Raw genomic sequence first — 17,075 nt, 5'->3', positions numbered from 1 at the left:
TCTGGGCCTGCTCGAAGGCGGGATACGTCACATTGACATGAGCGAATCCAGCCAGGTGGCCAGGAACCGGCTGGTCTCCTCGGGTCGTTCCTGCTGGATCCAGTGACCGCAGCCGTCGAGGAGGTGCGAGGCGCGGAGGCCGGGCAGCGTGCGGGGGAAGGCGTCGATCGCGTCGGCCAGCCACGTGGTGGACGCGTCCTCGCCGCCGCCGAGGAACAGGGAGGGCTGGGTGACGGGCGCGCCCCCGAAGCCGGCCAGGTCGGCCCAGTCCCGGTCCATGTTCCGGTAGCGGTTCAGCGCGCCGGTAAGCCCGGTCCGTTCGAACTCTCCGGCGTAGACGTCGAGGTCACGCTCGCTGAGCCAGCCCGGCAGGGAGCCGGTGGGGAACCGGTCGCGCAGGGTTCCGCCCCGGGTGACGAAGTGCGGGTCCGGGGCGCCGGGGCCGGGCATGGTGTCGGCGGACAGGGCCGTGTAGAAGCCCGCGAGCCAGCCGCGTACGTCGGGTTCGATCTCCGCCTCGGCCCGGCCGGGCTGCTGGAAGTAGGAGACGTAGAACTCGTCGGGGCCGCCCATCCCGGCGAAGACCTCACTGGGCCGGGGGCCGCCCGGCGGGGTGTACGGCACGCTCAGCAGACCGACCGCGTGGAACACCTCGGGCCGGACGAGGGCGGAGGTGGCGGCGATGGTCGCGCCCCAGTCGTGCCCGACGATCACCGCCGACCGCTCGCCCAGGGCTTCGACGACGGCGACGTTGTCCTCGACCAGCTCGAGCATGCGGTACGCGTCCACGGCCGCGGGCCTGGAGGAGCGGCCGTAGCCGCGCACGTCGATCGCCACCGCGCGGTACCCGGCGGCGGCCAGCGCCGGCAGCTGGTGCCGCCACGAGTACCAGGACTCCGGGAAGCCGTGCACGAGCAGCACCAGTGGCCCGCTCCCCTGCTCCACCAGGTGGGTGCGGCCGGCCGGGGTGGACACCAGTCGGTGGGTGGGTTCGGCGATGGGGGTCTGCGAAGTGGACGCCTGTGGCATGAGTCCTCCCTGGACGTACGTGGATCACCGATCATCCGGCGAGCGGGGTGCGCCATGCGAAGCCTGTTGCCGGTTCGGCAAAAGCGTTCCCGGGGAACGCGGTTCACCGCCGCTCGGAAGCGGTACGCGTTCGGACATCGGTCATCAGCTTGTCCAGCAGCCCGGTGAGCGTGTCGCGCTCCTGCGTGGACAGGCTTGCGACGAGCGCGGCCTCGCGGCCGAGCACGGCGTCGACGGACCGCTCGATGAGGCGTGCCCCTCGACGGTGAGCGACACCTCGACGCTCCGGCGGCCCCCTGCCCCCGGAGCTCGCCGGACGAGGCCGTCCCGTTCGGCACGGGCGACCCGCTGTGAGATCGCTCCTGCGGTCACCAGGGTCCTCCGGGCGATCTCCCGGGTGCTCAGGGCGTAGGGCGGACCGGAGCGGCGGATCACGGAGAGCAGGTCGAGGGTGGCCGCGTCGATGCCCGCTTCGCGCAGGGCGCGGCCGCGGTCGTCGGCGAACAGCTTCCCCAGCCACCGGATCGGCGTGACGATCTCGATCGACTCGGTGGGGGTGCCCGGGCGTTCCCGCCGCCAGGCCGCGGCGATGTCCGAGGCGGAGTAAGGGGGCATGGGGCCCGTTGGGTCCCCTGGGGGCCCTGGAGCCCCAGGTGCGGCCGTCGTGGTGTCGGACATGCCGCGAGGTTCGCCGCCGACCGGGCGGAGGTCTTCCTCACCGGACGCCGCGGCGACGCCGTCGAACGCGCCGCGAAGGAACTGGGTGTGCGGGGCGTGGTCTGCGACGCGACCGATCCCGACCGGGTCGCGGAGGTCGCCGGACAGCTCGGCACGGTCGACGTCCTGGTCAACGCGGCCGGCGGCCTGCCGCATCGGCTCGATCGGGGCCGAGCGGCGGGGCGGCTCCTACGGTGCGGCCAAGGCCGCGCTGGCCGCCTGGAACGCCTCGCTGTCCGGCGAACTCGGGCCGCTCGGCGTCACCTGCAACGTCATCTCCGCCGGCTACATCGTCGGTACCGACTTCTTCCGCGGCGGGACGACCGACGAGCGCCACAGCGCCCTCGTCGCGGAGACGCACGACAAGAGCCCGGGCACGGTGGACGACATCGCCGCGACCGCGCACTTCCTGGCGTCGCCCGGCCCCCGGCACATCACCGGCCAGACCATCCACGTCAACGGCGGTGCCTTCACCACCCGTTAGCCCCGGCGGTACCGAGTGGGCCCCGTCCCGCGCGAGGCGGGACGGGGCCCACGGCATCACGCCGTCCGGCCTCAGCCGATGTGGTAGCTGTCGCCGTACACCTTCCAGTCCAGGGGCGGGTTCAGGTCGAGGTTGCCCTTGCGCAGGAAGACGCGCTGTTCGGTGTCGACCCGGGTGGTGTCGCTGTGGGCCTCCTCCTGTTTCATGGCCCACACCCGGGCGTCGAGGAAGGCGCCCAGGTACGTGGTCTCGTCGCCGCCCTGGGCCGGCGGCTTGGCGCTGCGCAGGGCACGCTTGCGGATGTTGCGGAAGCTGGTGGGGTCGTCGCCGTCGCCGTGCATGACGATGGCGTCGTAATAGGTGAACTGGCCGAGGGCGCGCAGCCCGTCCGCCTTGCCCTGCGTGACGGCGGGGTTGAAGTACACGCGGTCGCGTTCGTCGTTCTGCGCCTGCTGGAACGCCGTGTCCTGGGCGGCCTTGCGCCAGTCCTTGGGGAAGTCCGGGTCGAGGCCGTCGTGCGAGTCGCTGCCGTTGACCCTGCGCAGAGCCGGGAGGTACTTGGCGAGGACGTTGCCGGGCTTGCGGTCGGTGTAGAGCTGCACGAGGTCGAGCATGTCGCCGGTGCCCGAGCAGAAGCCGATGATGCCGGCGGTGTAGCCGCGGCCGTCTCCGATGTCCTCTATGTACTTGTACTGGGCCTTCCAGTCGAGCGAGGAGTTCTCCGCGCTCGACACCAGCTTCATGGCGATCTCCTTCTTCGCCGGGTCGTCGAGCCCCGGGGCGGCCGCCGACTTCGCGGCGGCTCGCGGGACACTGAGCAGAGCTCCGGACGCAACGGCGCCGATCACGGCGACGACGGTCCTGCGGGAGACAGGGGTGGGGGCTGCTTCACGGTCGGGATGCGACACGGGGGGCTCCAAGTGGGTGTGGGGGGTGGCGAGTTGGCCCGCGAGGGGACTTGATAGGAAAGTTTCCTATCAATCAGCTGTCCAAGCGGTAACCCCTCACGCGCAAATTCGTAGGAACACACAACGAGGGTGGTTACCCCGTGCGAGTGGTGCATCGCCCAGGACGGTCGTAGCGTCGAAACAGAGTCGATCGTGAACGGGCGGTGTCGAGATGCGCGGACCGGTTGTATGGACAGCGATCACGCTCTGGACGGGCGCGCTGCTCGCGGCGGCCGTGCCCCCGGCCGCCGCCACGGCGCCAGCCTCGTCGTCGGCCGCGGCGTCGGCCGCGGCGTCGGCCGCGAGCAGCACGGCGGCACGGCAGACCAGGCCCGTCCTCATCGACTGCTTCGGGCATCCGGACGTACACCCGGCCGCCTTCATCCTGGCCTGCGGTGACGGCAACAGCCGCCTCGCCAGGATGCGCTGGTCGCAGTGGGGTCCGATGTCGGCGACGGCCACGGGTGTGAACCTGGTGAACGACTGCAAGCCGTTCTGTGCGGCGGGCAGATTCCACGCGTACGCGGTGACCATGCGGCTCGACCGCCCGAAGCCCTGGAAGAAGCACCCGCAGCTTCAGCATTACACCCGGATCACCCTGACGTACACCGGCAACAGCAGGCCGGAGGGGTTCCCCCGGGTGGTGACCTACCCCCTGGGGGACTGACCCCCTGTGGGCCCGACCCCGCGTCCGGCGCGGGTCAGCGCCGCCCGGCGTGCGCCCCCGCGGCGACGTACAGTTCCTCCGAGGCGGTGATCAGCTCCCGCCGCTCCTCCTTCGAACCGACCATCGGCTGGGAGCCGTTGAGCGGTACCTGGGCGCTCTCCGGCAGGAACCACACCGTCACCAGGCCGATGGCTCCGGCCAGCATGAGATAGAAGGCGGGCATCATGTCGTTCCCTGTGAGGTTCACCAGGGCCTCCGTGACCAGCGGCGTGGTACCGCCGAAGGCCGCGACGGCGAAGTTGAAGCCGATGCCCATGGCCGCGTAGCGCACGGCCGTCGGGAAGAGCGCGGGCAGGGTGGCCGCGCTCGGCGCGGCGAAGCAGGCCAGCAGGGTGGAGAGCAGGAGCACTCCGAGGACCGGGCCCCAGGTGCCGTGCATCTTGATCAGCAGGAAGGCCGGGACCGCCAGGACGACCATCGCGGCCGCGGCGACCCCGTAGACCGGGCGCCTGCCCACCCGGTCGCTGAGCCGGCCGATGAAGGTGATCAGTACGACGATCCACACCATGCCGGCCAGCACGAGGACATCGGCGAAGCTGCTGGAGCGGTTCAGCGTCTCCGTCTGATACGTCGGCAGGAAGCCGGTGACCATGTAGTTGGTGACGTTGTAGAGCAGCACCAGACCGACGCACACAAGCAGCGCCCGCCAGTGGTTCCTGACGATCGCCTTGAGTTCACTGCCCGCCGACTCCTGGGCGAGGCTCTTCTCGTGTTCGTCCAACTGCTGCTGGAAGGCGGGCGATTCCTCCAGCTTGAGCCGCATGTAGAGACCGATCACACCGAGCGGCCCGGCGATCAGGAACGGGATCCGCCAGCCCCAGGAGAGCATCTGGGCGTCGGTCAGCATCAGGTTCAGCAGGGTGACCAGCGCGGAGCCGAGGGCGTAGCCGACGAAGGTGCCGAAGTCGAGCCAGCTGGAGAGGAATCCGCGCCGGCGGTCCGGCGAGTACTCGGCGACGAAGGTGGTGGCACCGCCGTACTCACCGCCCGTGGAGAACCCCTGCACCATGCGGGCGAGGAGCAGCAGCACGGGAGCGGCGATGCCGATGGTGCCGTAGGCGGGGATCAGCCCGATGGCGAAGGTGCCTATCGCCATCATGATCATGGTGGTGGCGAGTACCTTCTGCCGGCCGAGGCGGTCGCCGAGGGGGCCGAAGACGAGGCCGCCGAGCGGGCGTACGACGAACGCGGCGGCGAAGGTCGCGAAGGAGGAGATCACTTGGGCGGCGGGTGAGGCGCCCGGGAAGAAGACCTTGCCGATCGTCGCGGCCAGGTAGCTGTAGACGCCGAAGTCGAACCACTCCATGCAATTGCCGAGGGCCGAGGCCCCGACCGCGCGCCGCAGCAGTGGTGGCTCGATGACCTGGACGTCCTCCTTGCGGAAGGCGCGCCGGTTCCGGCGGAGCCTGCGGGTGAGGTCCTCGCGCACCTGCCGTGGGAGACTCGCGACGCGTTTCGCGCCCTTCTGCCCGCCCGGGAATTCGTGTTGACCGTCAGTGATGGTGTCGACCATGCCGCCACCCTTCTTCGTTCTTTCCGCAATTCGCACACGCGACCGATGCGCCCTGAAGATCCCACACCCCCGCACGCCACACCTACTGCCCGGCTTTGCTCCAGGCACACCGGCAACGTCCGGCGGCACGTCGGCCCGTGCGATCGTGGGGCCATGACCGACACCGACGTCGATGAGCGCCTTGTGCGCTTACTGCTGCGCAACGAGCGTCGGTGGCTGCCCGTCCTGGCCCCGGGTCTTCCGCTCCCCACGCCCGTGCCGGTGCGGGCCGGCGAACCCTCCGCTCGTTTCGCGAGACCGTGGAACGTGGTGAGCTGGGTGCCCGGCGAACCGGGTGACCGTGCGCCGATCAGCCGCGGGCGGCACGCGGCCGGCCTTCTCGCCGGCTTCCTCCGGGCACTTCACCGGGAGGCTCCCGCCGACGCTCCGGTCAATCCGCTCCGGAGCGCTCCCCTCGGCTCCCGCACGGACGATCTCCACCGTCAGCTGGAGACCGTCGGTGACCGGGTCGACGCCGACGGCGACCGGGCCGTGTGGGACGACGCCGTGGCGGCACCGGAACGGACGTCGCCGCCGGTCTGGCTGCACGGCGACCTCCACCCGGCCAATGTAGTCGTCTCGGCGGACACGCTCTCCGGTGTGATCGACTTCGGTGACATCTGCGCCGGGGATCCGGCGGCCGACCTCTCGGCCGCGTGGCCGCTTCTTCCGGCCGAGGCCGGCTCCCGGTTCTTCGACGCATACGGAGAGGTGGACCGGGCGACGGTCCGACGCGCACGCGGCCGGGCCGTCCTGCGCGGCCTCTCCCTCATCGAGATCGGCCGGGCGGCTGTGGAGCGGGTGTTGGCGGCGAGCTGAGGGGGTCAGGCCAGGCAGGTGAGGGGACGGCCGCCGTTGTAGGTGACCATGTCCCTGAGCGCGGCCACGGCGTCGATGCGCCGGCCGAGCGGTCCGTCCTCCAACTCCGCGTAGGCCCGGTGCAGGTTGCCGACGATCCGCTCCCGGTCGAGCAGTTCGCCGTACTCCCCCAGGTCCAGTTCGCGGGCGGTCTGAAGCGGAGTCAGCCCGGCGTCGCGGCCGTCGCGGGCGGCCTTCTGCACGAACCGCAGATACCCGAGGACGTCATCGATGACCTCGGGCCCCGCGACGGGGCCGTGCCCGGGGACGATGGTCGTCGCGCCGAGCGGTCTGACGACCTCCTCGAGGACCTGGATCGCACCGGCCACCGACCCCTGGAGCAGGAACGGTGTGCCCCCGTTGAACAACACGTCACCGCTGAACAGCAGTCCGCGCTCCGGCAGCCAGACGATCGAGTCGTTCGTCGTATGCGCCGGCATCCCCACGTGACGTACCTCGGCGCGCAGGTCGTCGGCCCACACGGTCACCGAGTCGGTGTAGGTGAGGAACGGCGGCTCGAGGACGAACTCGCCCCAGTCGACCTCCGTCCAGAACGGCGCGTCCTTCGGCTCGCCCCATTCGAGAACGCCCGCCCGGGTGGCCTCGTGTCCGACGATCGTGGCGCCGTTGAAGAGGTGGTTGCCGAAGGTGTGGTCGCCGTGGTGGTGGGTGTTGACGACCGTGCGCACCGGCTGCGGCGTGACCTTGGCTATGGCGTCCAGGTAGGCGCGGGTGCGGCGGACCGTGGAGCAGGCGTCGACGCTGATCACCCCACGCCGGCCGACGAGGAAGCCGGTGTTGTTGACCCACCAGGTCCCGTCCGGCTGGATGTAGGCGAAGACGCCGTCGCCGACCTCCTCGACCCGGGCCGGGGGAAGCGTGGCGACGTCGTGGTGGACACTGCTCACTGCGGGCTCCTGTCGCGGTGGGTGAGCGGGGGTTCGTCGGACATCCCCGTGATCATCGCATCCGCGCCGAGCCCGCCGGTACCCCGCTCACCGGCCGCGCGGGTCCGTCAGACCGCCGCTGCCCGGTCGGCCACGGTCGTGACGGTCGCCTGCTGGGGAACACCTTCTCCGTCAGCACCCGGTGCACCTCCGGGTCGGCGTCGAGGCAGCCGCCGGACAGCACCGTGCGGGCGTGGTCCAGGTCCGCCGCCTGACGGAGGGTGGACAGCACTACGCCGCTGGTGGCGATGCCGGTAGGGAAGCCGCCGCCCTGTCAGCCCCGTTCCAGCGGATGGGCCAGTGTGCGCTCCGCCCAGTCCCCCGCGACCAGTTCCGCCGCCGCGCAGCCGGGCTTGCGACGGGCCTGGTCGCGGAAGAGGTGTACGAAGGAGGCGGCGAAGCCACGGCGGGGGTAGGCGGCGACCAGGGCCTCGCAGAAGCCGGGGTCGAACATGCCGAATCCGGTGCCGGAGACATCGGCGCTCGTACCGACCTGCAACAGGCGGCTCTCCACGTCCACTTCGGGCGCCACGTCGTCCCGCATGTGCAGCACGATCAGTTCCGCCGCCCGGTCGCGCCGCTCGGCCGGCCAGCCGAGGCCGGCCGTGAAGACCCGGGCCAGATGGCCGCCGGCCTCCTCGAACGGCAGCGTATGACTGTCGAAGGGCGGGGTGAGGGCCAGGTCGTGCAGCATCGCGGAGACGAACAGCAGCTCACGGTCGAAGTCGAGGCCGCGGGCCTCGGCCCAGGCCGCACCGAAGAAGTACGCCCGCAGCGAGTGGTGGTGGAGCGCCTCGTCCGCGTACTCCGCGCACACCAGCCGCGCCGCGTCCACGGCCGGCCCCGACGGTGCCCGGACCCCGGCCACGTCCGTTTGCATTCGCGCTCCCCCCGCCCACCGGTCCAAACAGAGAGACGATCATCTCATGGGCAGCCGCTCCTGGTGCGGATGTTCCGCGCACAGGCACCCCACGCCCTTCTCGATCCACTCCCGCCCGGCCCACTCGGGGTGCCGCTCGATCATCAGGGCCGAGACCTCCTCGACGATGGTGCTCTCGCTCACCGCGGTGTCGCGACGCGCCCAGGTCTCGTCCCGCAGCAGCCGCAGGTAGTCGCGTACGTCGGCCAGCAGCCGCGGTCCGCCGATCGCCCCGTGCCCGGGCACCACCACACGGGACGGCCGGGCGGCCAGCCGCTCCATCACCGTGAGCCAGCGCAGGCCGGACACGTCGGTGTCGTGCGGCGGGAACCAGGGGAAGATCGCGAACTGCCCCGCCTCCACGAGGTCCCCGGTGAACAGGACGTCCGCGTCCGGCACCCGCACCACCTGGTCGCCCCTGCTGTGCGCGCGGCCGGTGGCCTCCAGCCGGACGACCCGTCCGCCGAGGTCGAGGTCGTAGGTCCGGTCGTAGACGACGTCGGGCTCCACGAGCTCCACGCCCCGCAGCCGCTGGGCAACGGACTCGCCCAGCCCCCGGAACATGCCCAGGTAGCCCGGCCCCTTCACCTTCAGGTCCTCGGCCTGGGCCGCGTTGACCACGTACGTCGCATGCTCCTTGAAGACCTGTGCGCCGAACGCGTGCTCGGGGTGGAAGTGAGTGGTCGTCAGGAAGAGCTTCCGTCCCCCGGCGTACTCGGCCGCGAGGGTCAGCACCGCCTCCGCGTTCGCGGATCCCATGCCGGTGTCGACGACCAGGACGGAGTGCCGTCCACCGATGACGCCTATGTTCGGCACCAGGTCTACGCCCCGGTCGGGAACGACCAGGAGGTCCTCCGCGAGTTCCTGGGCGCCGGTCACGTCGACGACGGGGTCCTGCGTCACGGGCTGGGTCACTACGGCTCCTCGGTACGGGCAACGGTCGGCGAACTGCCGCTCGTCCCAGTGCACCGCGCGGAGCCCGGGGGCGTCCAAGACCGATCCGGCACCCCCGATACCGCGCGGGTATCGTGGCCGGTGATGGAGCTACGCACCCTGCGGTACTTCGTGGCCGTCGCCGAGGAACTGCACTTCGGCAGGGCCGCCACGCGGCTGAACATGACCCAGCCGCCGCTCAGCCGGGCCATCAGGCAGCTGGAGAGCGACCTCGGCTGCGAGCTGCTGCTGAGGTCCCCGGCCGGAGTGACCCTCACTCCTGCCGGGGGCCGGCTCTACGACGAGGCGCGCGTCCTGCTGGCCCGGGCCGACCAGGCGCGCGACCGCGTCGCCGCCGCCGTGCCCACCCTGACCCTCGGTACCCTCGCCGACAGCGCGCAGCAGGCGGGCGCCCGGCTGTCGGCCGTCTTCCGGGAGCGACACCCCACCGTGCGGGTCCGCGTCCGTGAGTCCGACCTGACCGACCCGACCACGGGGCTGCGGGCCGGCCTCGTGGACGTGGCCCTGACCCGGGCGCCCTTCGACGACACGGGCATCGCCCTGCGCGTACTGCGCTCGGACCCGGTCGGTGTGATCCTGCGCGTCGACGATCCCCTGGCCGGACACCGGCGGCTGGGCGTGGCGGAGCTGGCCGACCGCCAGTGGTTCCGGTTCCCCGACGGGACGGATCCCGTGTGGCGGGCCTTCTGGACCGACCCGTGCGGGGCCCGGACGGCCCCGGCCGGGCTCGCGGGGCCGGCCACGGGGGCGACCGGCCGGCCGGACGACCGCGACGGTCCCGTCGTGCGCACGGCCCATGAGTGCCTACAGTCCGTGCTGTGGGACGGCACCGTGGGGCTCGCGCCGCTCCCCGTTCACCTGCCCGCGGGCCTCACCGCTGTGCCCCTGACCGGGGTACCGCCCAGCGACCTCGTCATCGCCTGGAACAGCGACCGGAGCACTCCGCTCGTCCGGTCCTTCGTACGGATCGCCACGGCGCTCCTCGGCCGGTCACGGAGGACAGCGGTCGGTGGGCTCCACGCTTGACTTGGAGTGCGCTTCAAGTCCTAGCGTCCTTGACCGAGAGACGATCCACTCCGCAGGAAAGGCTGGACTCATATGAAGCAGCGCAGGCTGCGGGACCTCGAGGTGTCAGCCATCGGCCTCGGCTGCATGGGCATGTCCGCCTTCTACGGCTCCGCCGATCAGGACGAAGGCGTCCAGACCATCCGGCGCGCCCTCGAACTGGGCATCGACTTCCTCGACACCGCGCAGGTCTACGGCCCGCTCACGAACGAGACGCTCGTGGGCCAGGCGATCAAGGGCCATCGCGACGAGTATGTGATCGCCACCAAGTTCAACTACCGCATGGACGACGCCGTCCCCGGCGACATGAGCACGGTGGGCCGGCAGGACGGCTCGGCCGAGCACGTCCGCAGCTCGGTGCACGGCTCGCTCAAGCGGCTCGGCACCGACTACATCGACCTCTACTACCAGCACCGCGTCGACCCGAACGTCCCCATCGAGGAGACCGTCGGCGCGCTGGCAGAGCTGGTCGCCGAGGGCAAGGTGCGGTACATCGGCCTGAGCGAGGCGGGGCCGGAGACCCTGCGCCGCGCGAACGCCGTCCACCCGATCACGGCCGTGCAGACCGAGTACTCGCTGTGGACGCGCGACCCGGAGGCCGAGGTCCTGCCGACGTGCCGGGAGCTCGGCATCGGCTTCGTCCCCTACTCGCCCCTGGGCCGCGGCTTCCTCGCGGGCCGGTTCTCCTCGCCCGACGAACTCGACAAGGAGGACTGGCGCCGCAGCGGCCCCCGCTTCACCGGTGACAACCTGGAGGTGAACCAGAGGCTCGCCGAGAAGGTGAAGGAGATCGCCGCCGAGAAGAGCGTGACACCGGCCCAGCTGGCGATCGCCTGGGTGCTGGCGCAGGGCGAGGACCTGGTCCCGATCCCGGGCACCAAGCGCCGCGGCTACCTCGAGCAGAACGCCGCCGCGATCGACGTGGAGCTGACCAAGGAGGACCTGGCCCGTATCGACGCCGAACTGCCCAAGCCCGCCGGAGAACGCTACGACGAGGCCGGCATGCGGGCCGTGAACCTGTAGGACCCGCGCGGAGGGGCCGGCCGAGCCGGCCCCTCCCCTGCTCCTGCGGCGCGACTAGGTGAAGTCCGCGTAGGCGAGGTGCGCCGCACAGACCCGGCACCGGAAGAGGCAGGCGGTGGGCTGACCGTCCTTGTCCAGCGCGCCGAGGAACTCCGCGACCTGGCCGGCCGGCCACCCCCAGCCGCGCATCTCCTGACCCAGCATCGCGAGCGCGTCCGGGTGATCCGCGAACTCTTCCGCCCCCGCGAGCCCCAGGAAGGCCGCCCCGTCACCGCAGTGCAGCAGCCACTGCGGGTCCTGCCACGCCGAAAAACCAGGCGTGCGCTCCGCGATGGCCACCAGGACCTCTCGGGGTACGCCGTCGCCGGCGGCGTCCCCGCAGAAGAGCGCCCCGTACCGGGCGGCCGCGCTCCCGTCCGCGATGCACCACGGGCACAGCGGGCCGTCCGGCTCCCCGGCCCCGTACACCGGGCCGGTGTAGTGGTACCCGCGTTCCCGCCCGCAGCACGCGCAGGCCCCGGGGGCGGCCACCGCGGAACCGGTGGCCAGAGGGTCGGGGTGGTAGGGGAACTCGGGCAGCACTTCTGTCATGACCGCGACCCTAATGATCCGCCGTCTCGCAGGCCTGGCCGATTGATCCCACATTGCGGTCATGACCGGGGCGCCTGCGGGTAGCCGCTAGTCCGACGCAGGCCGGCCGCCGGTTACCCGACGACAAGGATCCCCCCACACGAAGGCACATGGAACATGGTCATCCCGCTTAGGAATCAGGCGACGGATGGGCAGGACTACCGCGCTCCCACTCCGCTGCGCTACGGCGCCACCTGGGACGCCGACACCCTGCGCAGCGTCGACGCGCGGCGGGCGGTCGCGGCGTTCCTGGGACGCCTGGGATATCTCCCCGGCCAGCGGGTGAGCCAGGATGCCCAGCTGGTGGTCAGCGAGCTGGTGACCAACGCGCTGCGGCACGCTCCCGGCCCGTGCGGGCTGCTGCTGGAGCTGTCGCCCGGCGCGAATGTGCTGCACATCACCGTGTGGGACACCTCCGCCCTCCTGCCGGAGCTCCAGCCCAGGGACGGCCGCCGGATCGGCGGTCACGGGCTGAGGCTGGTCGCCATGCTCTGTGCCGACCTGCGGGCCGGGCCGCTGAACGGCGGCAAAGGCGTGACCGCGGACCTGCGCCTGCCGCCGCTCAGCACCTGATGTCCGTCAGGAGCACGCGCCTGCGGCGCACGCGGTGAGCCACTGGTCGAAGTCGGCGTCGTAGCGGGTGCCGATGCCGGTGGCGTAGACGGCGTAGCCGCCCGGATAGTCGCCGACGCGGAATCGGGCCAGCATCCGCTGGATGTCCGCCGGGTGCCGCTCGAACATGTAGCGGACCGCGAGGTAGCCCCAGGGATACGTGCGCGTCACGTCGCTGTTGGCGTAGGTGTTCTGGAACAGCGTGCTGAGCCGGTAGGTGTGCTTGCCCGCCTCCGCGACCGCCTGCTCGTCGGCGAGGCCGCGGTAGCCGTAGGAGGCGTACTCGGCCAGCCCTTCGATCCACCACACGTCGGGCACCGCCGTCTGCCGGGCGAAGTCGCCCTTCATGTCGTCGCGGGCGTCGATGAAGTGCGTGTACTCGTGGTTGAGGTTCCAGACCCGGGCCGGGAAGCCGTCGTCGTGGTCCTTCTGGTACATGATCGACACAGGTCGGTTCGCCGGATCGGCCGGATCTCCTTCGAGGGTGAGGCCGCCGTTGTCCGTGCTGACGCCGTAGATCGCCCCGGCGTACGTGCGGTAGTCGGCGCGGCCGGCGAAGATCACGAGGTCGATGGTCGACACGTACTGACCGGGAACGGGCCCCTCGTCCCGGACGAGGTCGTGGACGTACCGGTCCTGCCCCAGCACGCTCGCGCAGACGGCCTCCAGCTCGGCGCCGGTCAACGCCTGCGCCCGGATGGTGTGTGTCGCGTCACAGCTGTGCGTGATCGGGAGGGCCGCCCGGGTCAGTCGGACCGGCAGGTCGCAGATGTCGTAGTAGGAGCAGTCGGCGTGGTCGTAGGCGTCGGCCTGGCTCGCGACCGCCACCCACAGCCCGGCTGTCGGGCCGGTGATCCGCGAGGTGTCCAGCAGGTCCTTGGCGAGGGGCCGGACCACGGGTTGCAGGGCGGGGTGCTCGACGTAGCGGGCGAGGTTCATCCCGGCGTTGGAGTCGAGGTAGGCCCGGTCGGTGCCGAGCAGGTCCAGATGGCCGAGCGCGAAGGATTCCAGCGTCCGGGTGATGTCCGGGTCGGCGGCGACCGCGGTGACGTAGTCCGGGTTCCAGTTGCCGCGCCAGAGGGGGGTGTAGACGTCGTTGACGGCCGTGAGCATGCTGTCGACGGCGTCGTAGGAGCTGTCGTACCCGTCGAGCAGCTCCTGGTAGACGTCCAGGTAGCGGGCCTGCTGGTCGGCGCTGTCGGTGAGGACGACGGCCTCGCCCAGTATGTCGCCGTTCGCCTCCGTGACGTCCCGGGAGTGCCGGCGGGCGAAGAAGGTGTCCAGGCCGCGGATGGTGGCCCGGGTCAGCCGGGTGTCGTACGGGCCGACGTCGGCCGGGTGGTTGAACTGTACGTAGTAGCCGGCACGGAGGAAGAGGACGAGCTGCTGGACGTGCGCGGAGTTGTCCCCTTGGTACCGGCGGGCCGCGTCGTTGAAGGCGTTCGCGACCGTGACCATCTGCGGCCGGCGGAAGACCGCGCGGGCGTCGGTGCCGGTGACCGCGAACAGGGTGTTGACGCAGTCGGTGGTGGAGGCCTTGACGAACGCGACGAGCGCGGCACCGGTCCTGCCGCCGAAATCGGCGGGCGTGCACGAGGCCGCCGTCGCGGCGGTGTGCGCACCGGTTTCCCGGTCCTCCCGGTGGGGCGACGTGGCCGCCAGGGGCGGCAGTTGGGCGGGAGTGAGCGGCTGGTGCTGTGCGGCGGGACGCTCGGAGGCACCGAGGGTCGGGCCGGTCGGTGGGGGCGTGGCCTTGCGGGCCTGCGTCCATGTGGTGGCGGGGGCGGTGCGGGCCTGGGGTGCCGCCGTCGCCGGGGTCGACAGCGGACCCGCGACGGTGACGCAGAGGGCCAGAGCGCAGGCCATGCGTCCGGGCAGCGTCGGGCGGTAGCGCATCGGGGCTCCTTCACGGACGGATGCGCCTCGGCTGGGGTGTGAGGCGTGTGAGGCAATGTCCCAACGGCCTGCCGCCGCAACAATGCCGTGTGACATAGCACATGGCACGGCAGGGCATAACATCCGGCACCGGCCGCCCCTACGAGCCGTCCACGCTCCACATGCGCGCGGCCCACGCCCTCAGGTGCGGGGACCCGGCGACGAGGTCGCGGTAGGCGGCGGTGGCGGCCCGGCACAGGGCCTCCGCCACCTCCTCGGCCACCGTGTCGTGTCGCCAGGCCAGTACGTATCGGCACCACAGCGGCGTTCCGGCCAGCGGTTTCACCACCACGCGCGGAATCGGCCGCAGGGTCGCCTGTACGACGGACACTCCGAGCCCGTCGGCGATCATGCTCTGCAACTGCTTCTGGTCGCCGAGGAATTCGTGCACGGCCACCGGCGTGAACCCGGCCGCCGCGCAGGCCGCGTAGAACACGCCCGGCCAGCCCGCCCCGTCGTCCGGCGTGAGGAACCACGCGTCCCCGGCCAGCTCCGCGAGGGGCACCTCGGCGCGCCGGGCCGCCCGGTGGCCCGGCGGCAGGGCCACGAAGCTCGGCTCGGTGACGATTCCGCGGTGTGTCACGGCCGCCGAATGCCTGAGCTCCATCCCGGGATAGTCGGCGGCGATGGCCGCGTCCACCGCGCCCTCCTCCAGCAGCTCGACGATCCGCGAGGAGGAATACACACTGCTCACGGCGAGCGGCACGTCCGGCTGTCTGGCGCGCATCCCCGACACGGTGCCCGACAGCATCGGCGAGTTGGTCGACGCCACCCGCAGGGCCCGGCGGACGCCCGGCGCGCCCGGCGCCGGACCCCGCCCGATCGCGCCGGCGCGGGCCAGGACGTCCCGTGCCCGGGCGACGACCTCGGCGCCGTACGGGGTCGGCCGTACTCCCATCGCCCCGCGCTCGAACAGTGGCTCGCCGAAGTGCCGCTCGATACGCCTGAGTTGGGTGCTCACGGCGGGCTGGGAGTACCCCAGCACGGACGCCGCCCGGCCCACGCTCCCCGCGTCGGCGATCGCACACAGCACACGCAGGTGCCGCAGTTCAAGCTCCATCGGCCCGCTCCCCTTCCGGTACGCCCTCGCACCCGCGAGAGCACCCCGCGTTCGACCACCCGAAAGCCCGAAGTATCGTGTGGTTACCATATGAGCGCCGCCTAGCTCGAAAGATAGATCTGTGACTGTCAACGACGACTCGTTCACCAACTGGAACAACCGCGAGGAGATCGCGGAGTCGATGATCCCGATCATCGGGAAGCTGCACCGCGAGCGGGACGTCACCGTCCTGCTGCACAGCCGCTCCTTGGTGAACAAGTCGGTGGTCAGCATCCTGAAGACCCACCGGTTCGCCCGGCAGATCGCGGGCGAGGAGCTCTCGGTCACCGAGACCCTGCCGTTCCTCCAGGCGCTCACCACGCTCGACCTCGGCCCCTCCCAGATCGACATCGGCATGCTCGCCGCGACCTACAAGGCCGACGACCGGGGCCTGACGGTGCCGGAGTTCACCGCCGAGGCCGTCGCCGGCGCCACCGGCGCCAACAAGATCGAGCGCCGCGAGGGGCGCGATGTCGTCCTCTACGGCTTCGGCCGCATCGGCCGCCTGGTGGCCCGGCTGCTGATCGAGAAGTCCGGCTCCGGCAACGGCCTCAGGCTGCGCGCCATCGTGGTGCGCGGCGGCGGCGAGCAGGACCTGATCAAGCGCGCCTCGCTGCTGCGCCGCGACTCCGTGCACGGCCAGTTCCAGGGCACCATCACCGTCGACGAGGACAGCAGCACGATCTCCGCCAACGGCAACGAGATCAAGGTCATCTACGCCGACGACCCGACGTCGGTGGACTACACGGCGTACGGCATCAAGAACGCCATCCTCATCGACAACACCGGCAAGTGGCGCGACCGCGAGGGCCTGTCGAAGCACCTGCGCCCCGGGATCGACAAGGTCGTCCTGACCGCGCCCGGCAAGGGCGACGTGCCCAACATCGTGCACGGCGTCAACCACGACACGATCAAGCCGGACGAGCAGATCCTGTCCTGCGCCTCCTGCACCACCAACGCGATCGTGCCGCCGCTGAAGGCGATGGACGACGAGTTCGGCGTGCTGCGCGGCCACGTGGAGACCGTCCACTCGTTCACCAACGACCAGAACCTGCTGGACAACTACCACAAGTCGGACCGCCGCGGCCGTTCCGCGCCGCTCAACATGGTCATCACGGAGACGGGTGCCGCCTCCGCCGTCACCAAGGCCCTTCCCGACCTCAAGGCCCGGATCACCGGCAGCTCGATCCGCGTGCCCGTGCCCGACGTCTCGATCGCGATCCTCAACCTCCAGCTCGGGCGCGAGGCCGACCGCCAGGAGGTCCTCGACTACCTCCGCAACGTGTCGCTGACCTCGCCGCTCAAGCGGCAGATCGACTTCACGACCGCCCCCGACGCGGTCTCCAGCGACTTCATCGGCTCCCGTCACGCCTCGATCGTCGACGGCGGCGCCACCAAGGTCGAGGGCGACAACGCGATCCTCTACCTCTGGTACGACAACGAGTTCGGCTACTCCTGCCAGGTCGTCCGCGTCGTCCAGCACGTCTCCGGCGTGGAGTACCCCACCTACCCGGCCCCGGCGGTCTGATCCGGACCGCACCACACTCCGCCGGCCGGGGCCCCCTTCTCCGGGGCCC

17 protein-coding genes and 1 pseudogene are annotated in these 17,075 nt (G+C 71.3%); 7 read left to right on the top strand and 11 right to left on the bottom strand.

Features of this window, described 5'->3' with window-relative positions; genetic code table 11:
• Positions 1-27 precede the first annotated feature (27 nt).
• The gene (locus ACWGJM_RS13305; protein ID WP_453411786.1) at positions 28-1,029 is read right to left on the bottom strand and encodes an alpha/beta fold hydrolase; all 1,002 of its coding nucleotides are present in this window, start codon (positions 1,027-1,029) and stop codon (positions 28-30) included.
• 144 nt (positions 1,030-1,173) lie between these two features.
• Complete coding sequence (locus ACWGJM_RS13300; protein WP_453411785.1) at positions 1,174-1,644, bottom strand: MarR family winged helix-turn-helix transcriptional regulator; 471 nt, start codon at positions 1,642-1,644, stop codon at positions 1,174-1,176.
• A gap of 148 nt (positions 1,645-1,792) precedes the next feature.
• Between ACWGJM_RS13300 and ACWGJM_RS13295 the strand changes: the two genes are divergently transcribed.
• Positions 1,793-2,230 carry an SDR family oxidoreductase gene (locus ACWGJM_RS13295; protein WP_453411784.1) on the top strand — a complete coding sequence of 146 codons (438 nt, stop codon included), beginning with the start codon at positions 1,793-1,795 and terminating at the stop codon, positions 2,228-2,230.
• A gap of 71 nt (positions 2,231-2,301) precedes the next feature.
• Here ACWGJM_RS13295 and ACWGJM_RS13290 read toward each other — a convergent pair whose 3' ends face one another.
• Complete coding sequence (locus tag ACWGJM_RS13290) at positions 2,302-3,138, bottom strand: chitosanase (protein ID WP_453411783.1); 837 nt, start codon at positions 3,136-3,138, stop codon at positions 2,302-2,304.
• 211 nt (positions 3,139-3,349) lie between these two features.
• Between ACWGJM_RS13290 and ACWGJM_RS13285 the strand changes: the two genes are divergently transcribed.
• Entirely contained in the window at positions 3,350-3,844 is a 495-nt protein-coding gene (locus ACWGJM_RS13285; protein ID WP_453411782.1) for a hypothetical protein, read from the top strand.
• Between the two features lie 34 nt (positions 3,845-3,878).
• Here the strand turns inward: ACWGJM_RS13285 and ACWGJM_RS13280 are convergent, their stop codons facing one another.
• Positions 3,879-5,417, bottom strand: coding sequence for an MFS transporter (locus tag ACWGJM_RS13280; RefSeq protein WP_453411781.1), 1,539 nt, complete (start codon positions 5,415-5,417; stop codon positions 3,879-3,881).
• Between the two features lie 153 nt (positions 5,418-5,570).
• Here ACWGJM_RS13280 and ACWGJM_RS13275 point away from each other — a divergent pair, with 153 nt between their 5' ends.
• On the top strand, positions 5,571-6,275 hold the full coding sequence (locus ACWGJM_RS13275; protein WP_453411780.1) for an aminoglycoside phosphotransferase family protein: 705 nt from the start codon (positions 5,571-5,573) through the stop codon (positions 6,273-6,275).
• A 5-nt stretch (positions 6,276-6,280) separates the two neighbouring features.
• Here ACWGJM_RS13275 and ACWGJM_RS13270 read toward each other — a convergent pair whose 3' ends face one another.
• The 4 genes and pseudogenes from ACWGJM_RS13270 to ACWGJM_RS13255 all read right to left on the bottom strand — a co-directional run bounded on the left by ACWGJM_RS13270 (position 6,281) and on the right by ACWGJM_RS13255 (position 9,095).
• Positions 6,281-7,222 carry an MBL fold metallo-hydrolase gene (locus ACWGJM_RS13270; protein WP_453411779.1) on the bottom strand — a complete coding sequence of 314 codons (942 nt, stop codon included), beginning with the start codon at positions 7,220-7,222 and terminating at the stop codon, positions 6,281-6,283.
• 107 nt (positions 7,223-7,329) lie between these two features.
• Positions 7,330-7,517: pseudogene (locus ACWGJM_RS13265) on the bottom strand (isochorismatase family protein); the annotation flags it as partial.
• A gap of 18 nt (positions 7,518-7,535) precedes the next feature.
• On the bottom strand, positions 7,536-8,141 hold the full coding sequence (locus ACWGJM_RS13260; protein WP_453411778.1) for an HD domain-containing protein: 606 nt from the start codon (positions 8,139-8,141) through the stop codon (positions 7,536-7,538).
• Between the two features lie 39 nt (positions 8,142-8,180).
• Positions 8,181-9,095 carry an MBL fold metallo-hydrolase gene (locus ACWGJM_RS13255; protein ID WP_453411777.1) on the bottom strand — a complete coding sequence of 305 codons (915 nt, stop codon included), beginning with the start codon at positions 9,093-9,095 and terminating at the stop codon, positions 8,181-8,183.
• 123 nt (positions 9,096-9,218) lie between these two features.
• Between ACWGJM_RS13255 and ACWGJM_RS13250 the strand changes: the two genes are divergently transcribed.
• Positions 9,219-10,160, top strand: coding sequence for a LysR family transcriptional regulator (locus ACWGJM_RS13250; protein ID WP_453411776.1), 942 nt, complete (start codon positions 9,219-9,221; stop codon positions 10,158-10,160).
• Positions 10,161-10,232: 72 nt separating this feature from the next.
• Positions 10,233-11,222, top strand: coding sequence for an aldo/keto reductase (locus ACWGJM_RS13245; protein ID WP_453411775.1), 990 nt, complete (start codon positions 10,233-10,235; stop codon positions 11,220-11,222).
• Positions 11,223-11,276: 54 nt separating this feature from the next.
• Here the strand turns inward: ACWGJM_RS13245 and ACWGJM_RS13240 are convergent, their stop codons facing one another.
• Positions 11,277-11,813, bottom strand: a complete 537-nt coding sequence (locus ACWGJM_RS13240; protein ID WP_453411774.1) for a CbrC family protein — start codon at positions 11,811-11,813, stop codon at positions 11,277-11,279.
• Between the two features lie 156 nt (positions 11,814-11,969).
• Here ACWGJM_RS13240 and ACWGJM_RS13235 point away from each other — a divergent pair, with 156 nt between their 5' ends.
• The gene (locus tag ACWGJM_RS13235; protein WP_453411773.1) at positions 11,970-12,425 is read left to right on the top strand and encodes an ATP-binding protein; all 456 of its coding nucleotides are present in this window, start codon (positions 11,970-11,972) and stop codon (positions 12,423-12,425) included.
• Between the two features lie 6 nt (positions 12,426-12,431).
• Here ACWGJM_RS13235 and ACWGJM_RS13230 read toward each other — a convergent pair whose 3' ends face one another.
• Together ACWGJM_RS13230 and ACWGJM_RS13225 are read right to left on the bottom strand one after the other, a co-directional pair.
• Positions 12,432-14,360 (bottom strand): collagenase, encoded by a 1,929-nt coding sequence (locus ACWGJM_RS13230; protein ID WP_453411772.1) that lies wholly within the window; start codon positions 14,358-14,360, stop codon positions 12,432-12,434.
• A gap of 139 nt (positions 14,361-14,499) precedes the next feature.
• Entirely contained in the window at positions 14,500-15,459 is a 960-nt protein-coding gene (locus tag ACWGJM_RS13225; protein WP_453411771.1) for a LysR family transcriptional regulator, read from the bottom strand.
• 121 nt (positions 15,460-15,580) lie between these two features.
• Here ACWGJM_RS13225 and ACWGJM_RS13220 point away from each other — a divergent pair, with 121 nt between their 5' ends.
• Positions 15,581-17,026: a glyceraldehyde-3-phosphate dehydrogenase gene (locus ACWGJM_RS13220; protein ID WP_361807143.1), complete on the top strand. Its 1,446-nt coding sequence runs from the start codon at positions 15,581-15,583 to the stop codon at positions 17,024-17,026.
• Positions 17,027-17,075: the final 49 nt, after the last annotated feature.

It is taken from the genome of Streptomyces sp. NPDC054834 (genome assembly GCF_053611185.1).
Note: the sequence above shows the minus strand (reverse complement) of the source record. Positions and strands in the feature narration are given on the sequence as shown.

Bases quoted from the DNA above. Each gene is read 5' to 3' on its own strand.
- ACWGJM_RS13240 (WP_453411774.1), bottom strand. From the start codon at position 11,813: ATGACAGAAGTGCTGCCCGAGTTCCCCTACCACCCCGACCCTCTGGCC.
- ACWGJM_RS13300 (WP_453411785.1), bottom strand. From the start codon at position 1,644: ATGCCCCCTTACTCCGCCTCGGACATCGCCGCGGCCTGGCGGCGGGAA.
- ACWGJM_RS13230 (WP_453411772.1), bottom strand. From the start codon at position 14,360: ATGCGCTACCGCCCGACGCTGCCCGGACGCATGGCCTGCGCTCTGGCC.
- ACWGJM_RS13245 (WP_453411775.1), top strand. From the start codon at position 10,233: ATGAAGCAGCGCAGGCTGCGGGACCTCGAGGTGTCAGCCATCGGCCTC.
- ACWGJM_RS13280 (WP_453411781.1), bottom strand. From the start codon at position 5,417: ATGGTCGACACCATCACTGACGGTCAACACGAATTCCCGGGCGGGCAG.
- ACWGJM_RS13275 (WP_453411780.1), top strand. From the start codon at position 5,571: ATGACCGACACCGACGTCGATGAGCGCCTTGTGCGCTTACTGCTGCGC.
- ACWGJM_RS13305 (WP_453411786.1), bottom strand. From the start codon at position 1,029: ATGCCACAGGCGTCCACTTCGCAGACCCCCATCGCCGAACCCACCCAC.
- ACWGJM_RS13235 (WP_453411773.1), top strand. From the start codon at position 11,970: ATGGTCATCCCGCTTAGGAATCAGGCGACGGATGGGCAGGACTACCGC.
- ACWGJM_RS13250 (WP_453411776.1), top strand. From the start codon at position 9,219: ATGGAGCTACGCACCCTGCGGTACTTCGTGGCCGTCGCCGAGGAACTG.
- ACWGJM_RS13260 (WP_453411778.1), bottom strand. From the start codon at position 8,141: ATGCAAACGGACGTGGCCGGGGTCCGGGCACCGTCGGGGCCGGCCGTG.
- ACWGJM_RS13225 (WP_453411771.1), bottom strand. From the start codon at position 15,459: ATGGAGCTTGAACTGCGGCACCTGCGTGTGCTGTGTGCGATCGCCGAC.
- ACWGJM_RS13285 (WP_453411782.1), top strand. From the start codon at position 3,350: ATGCGCGGACCGGTTGTATGGACAGCGATCACGCTCTGGACGGGCGCG.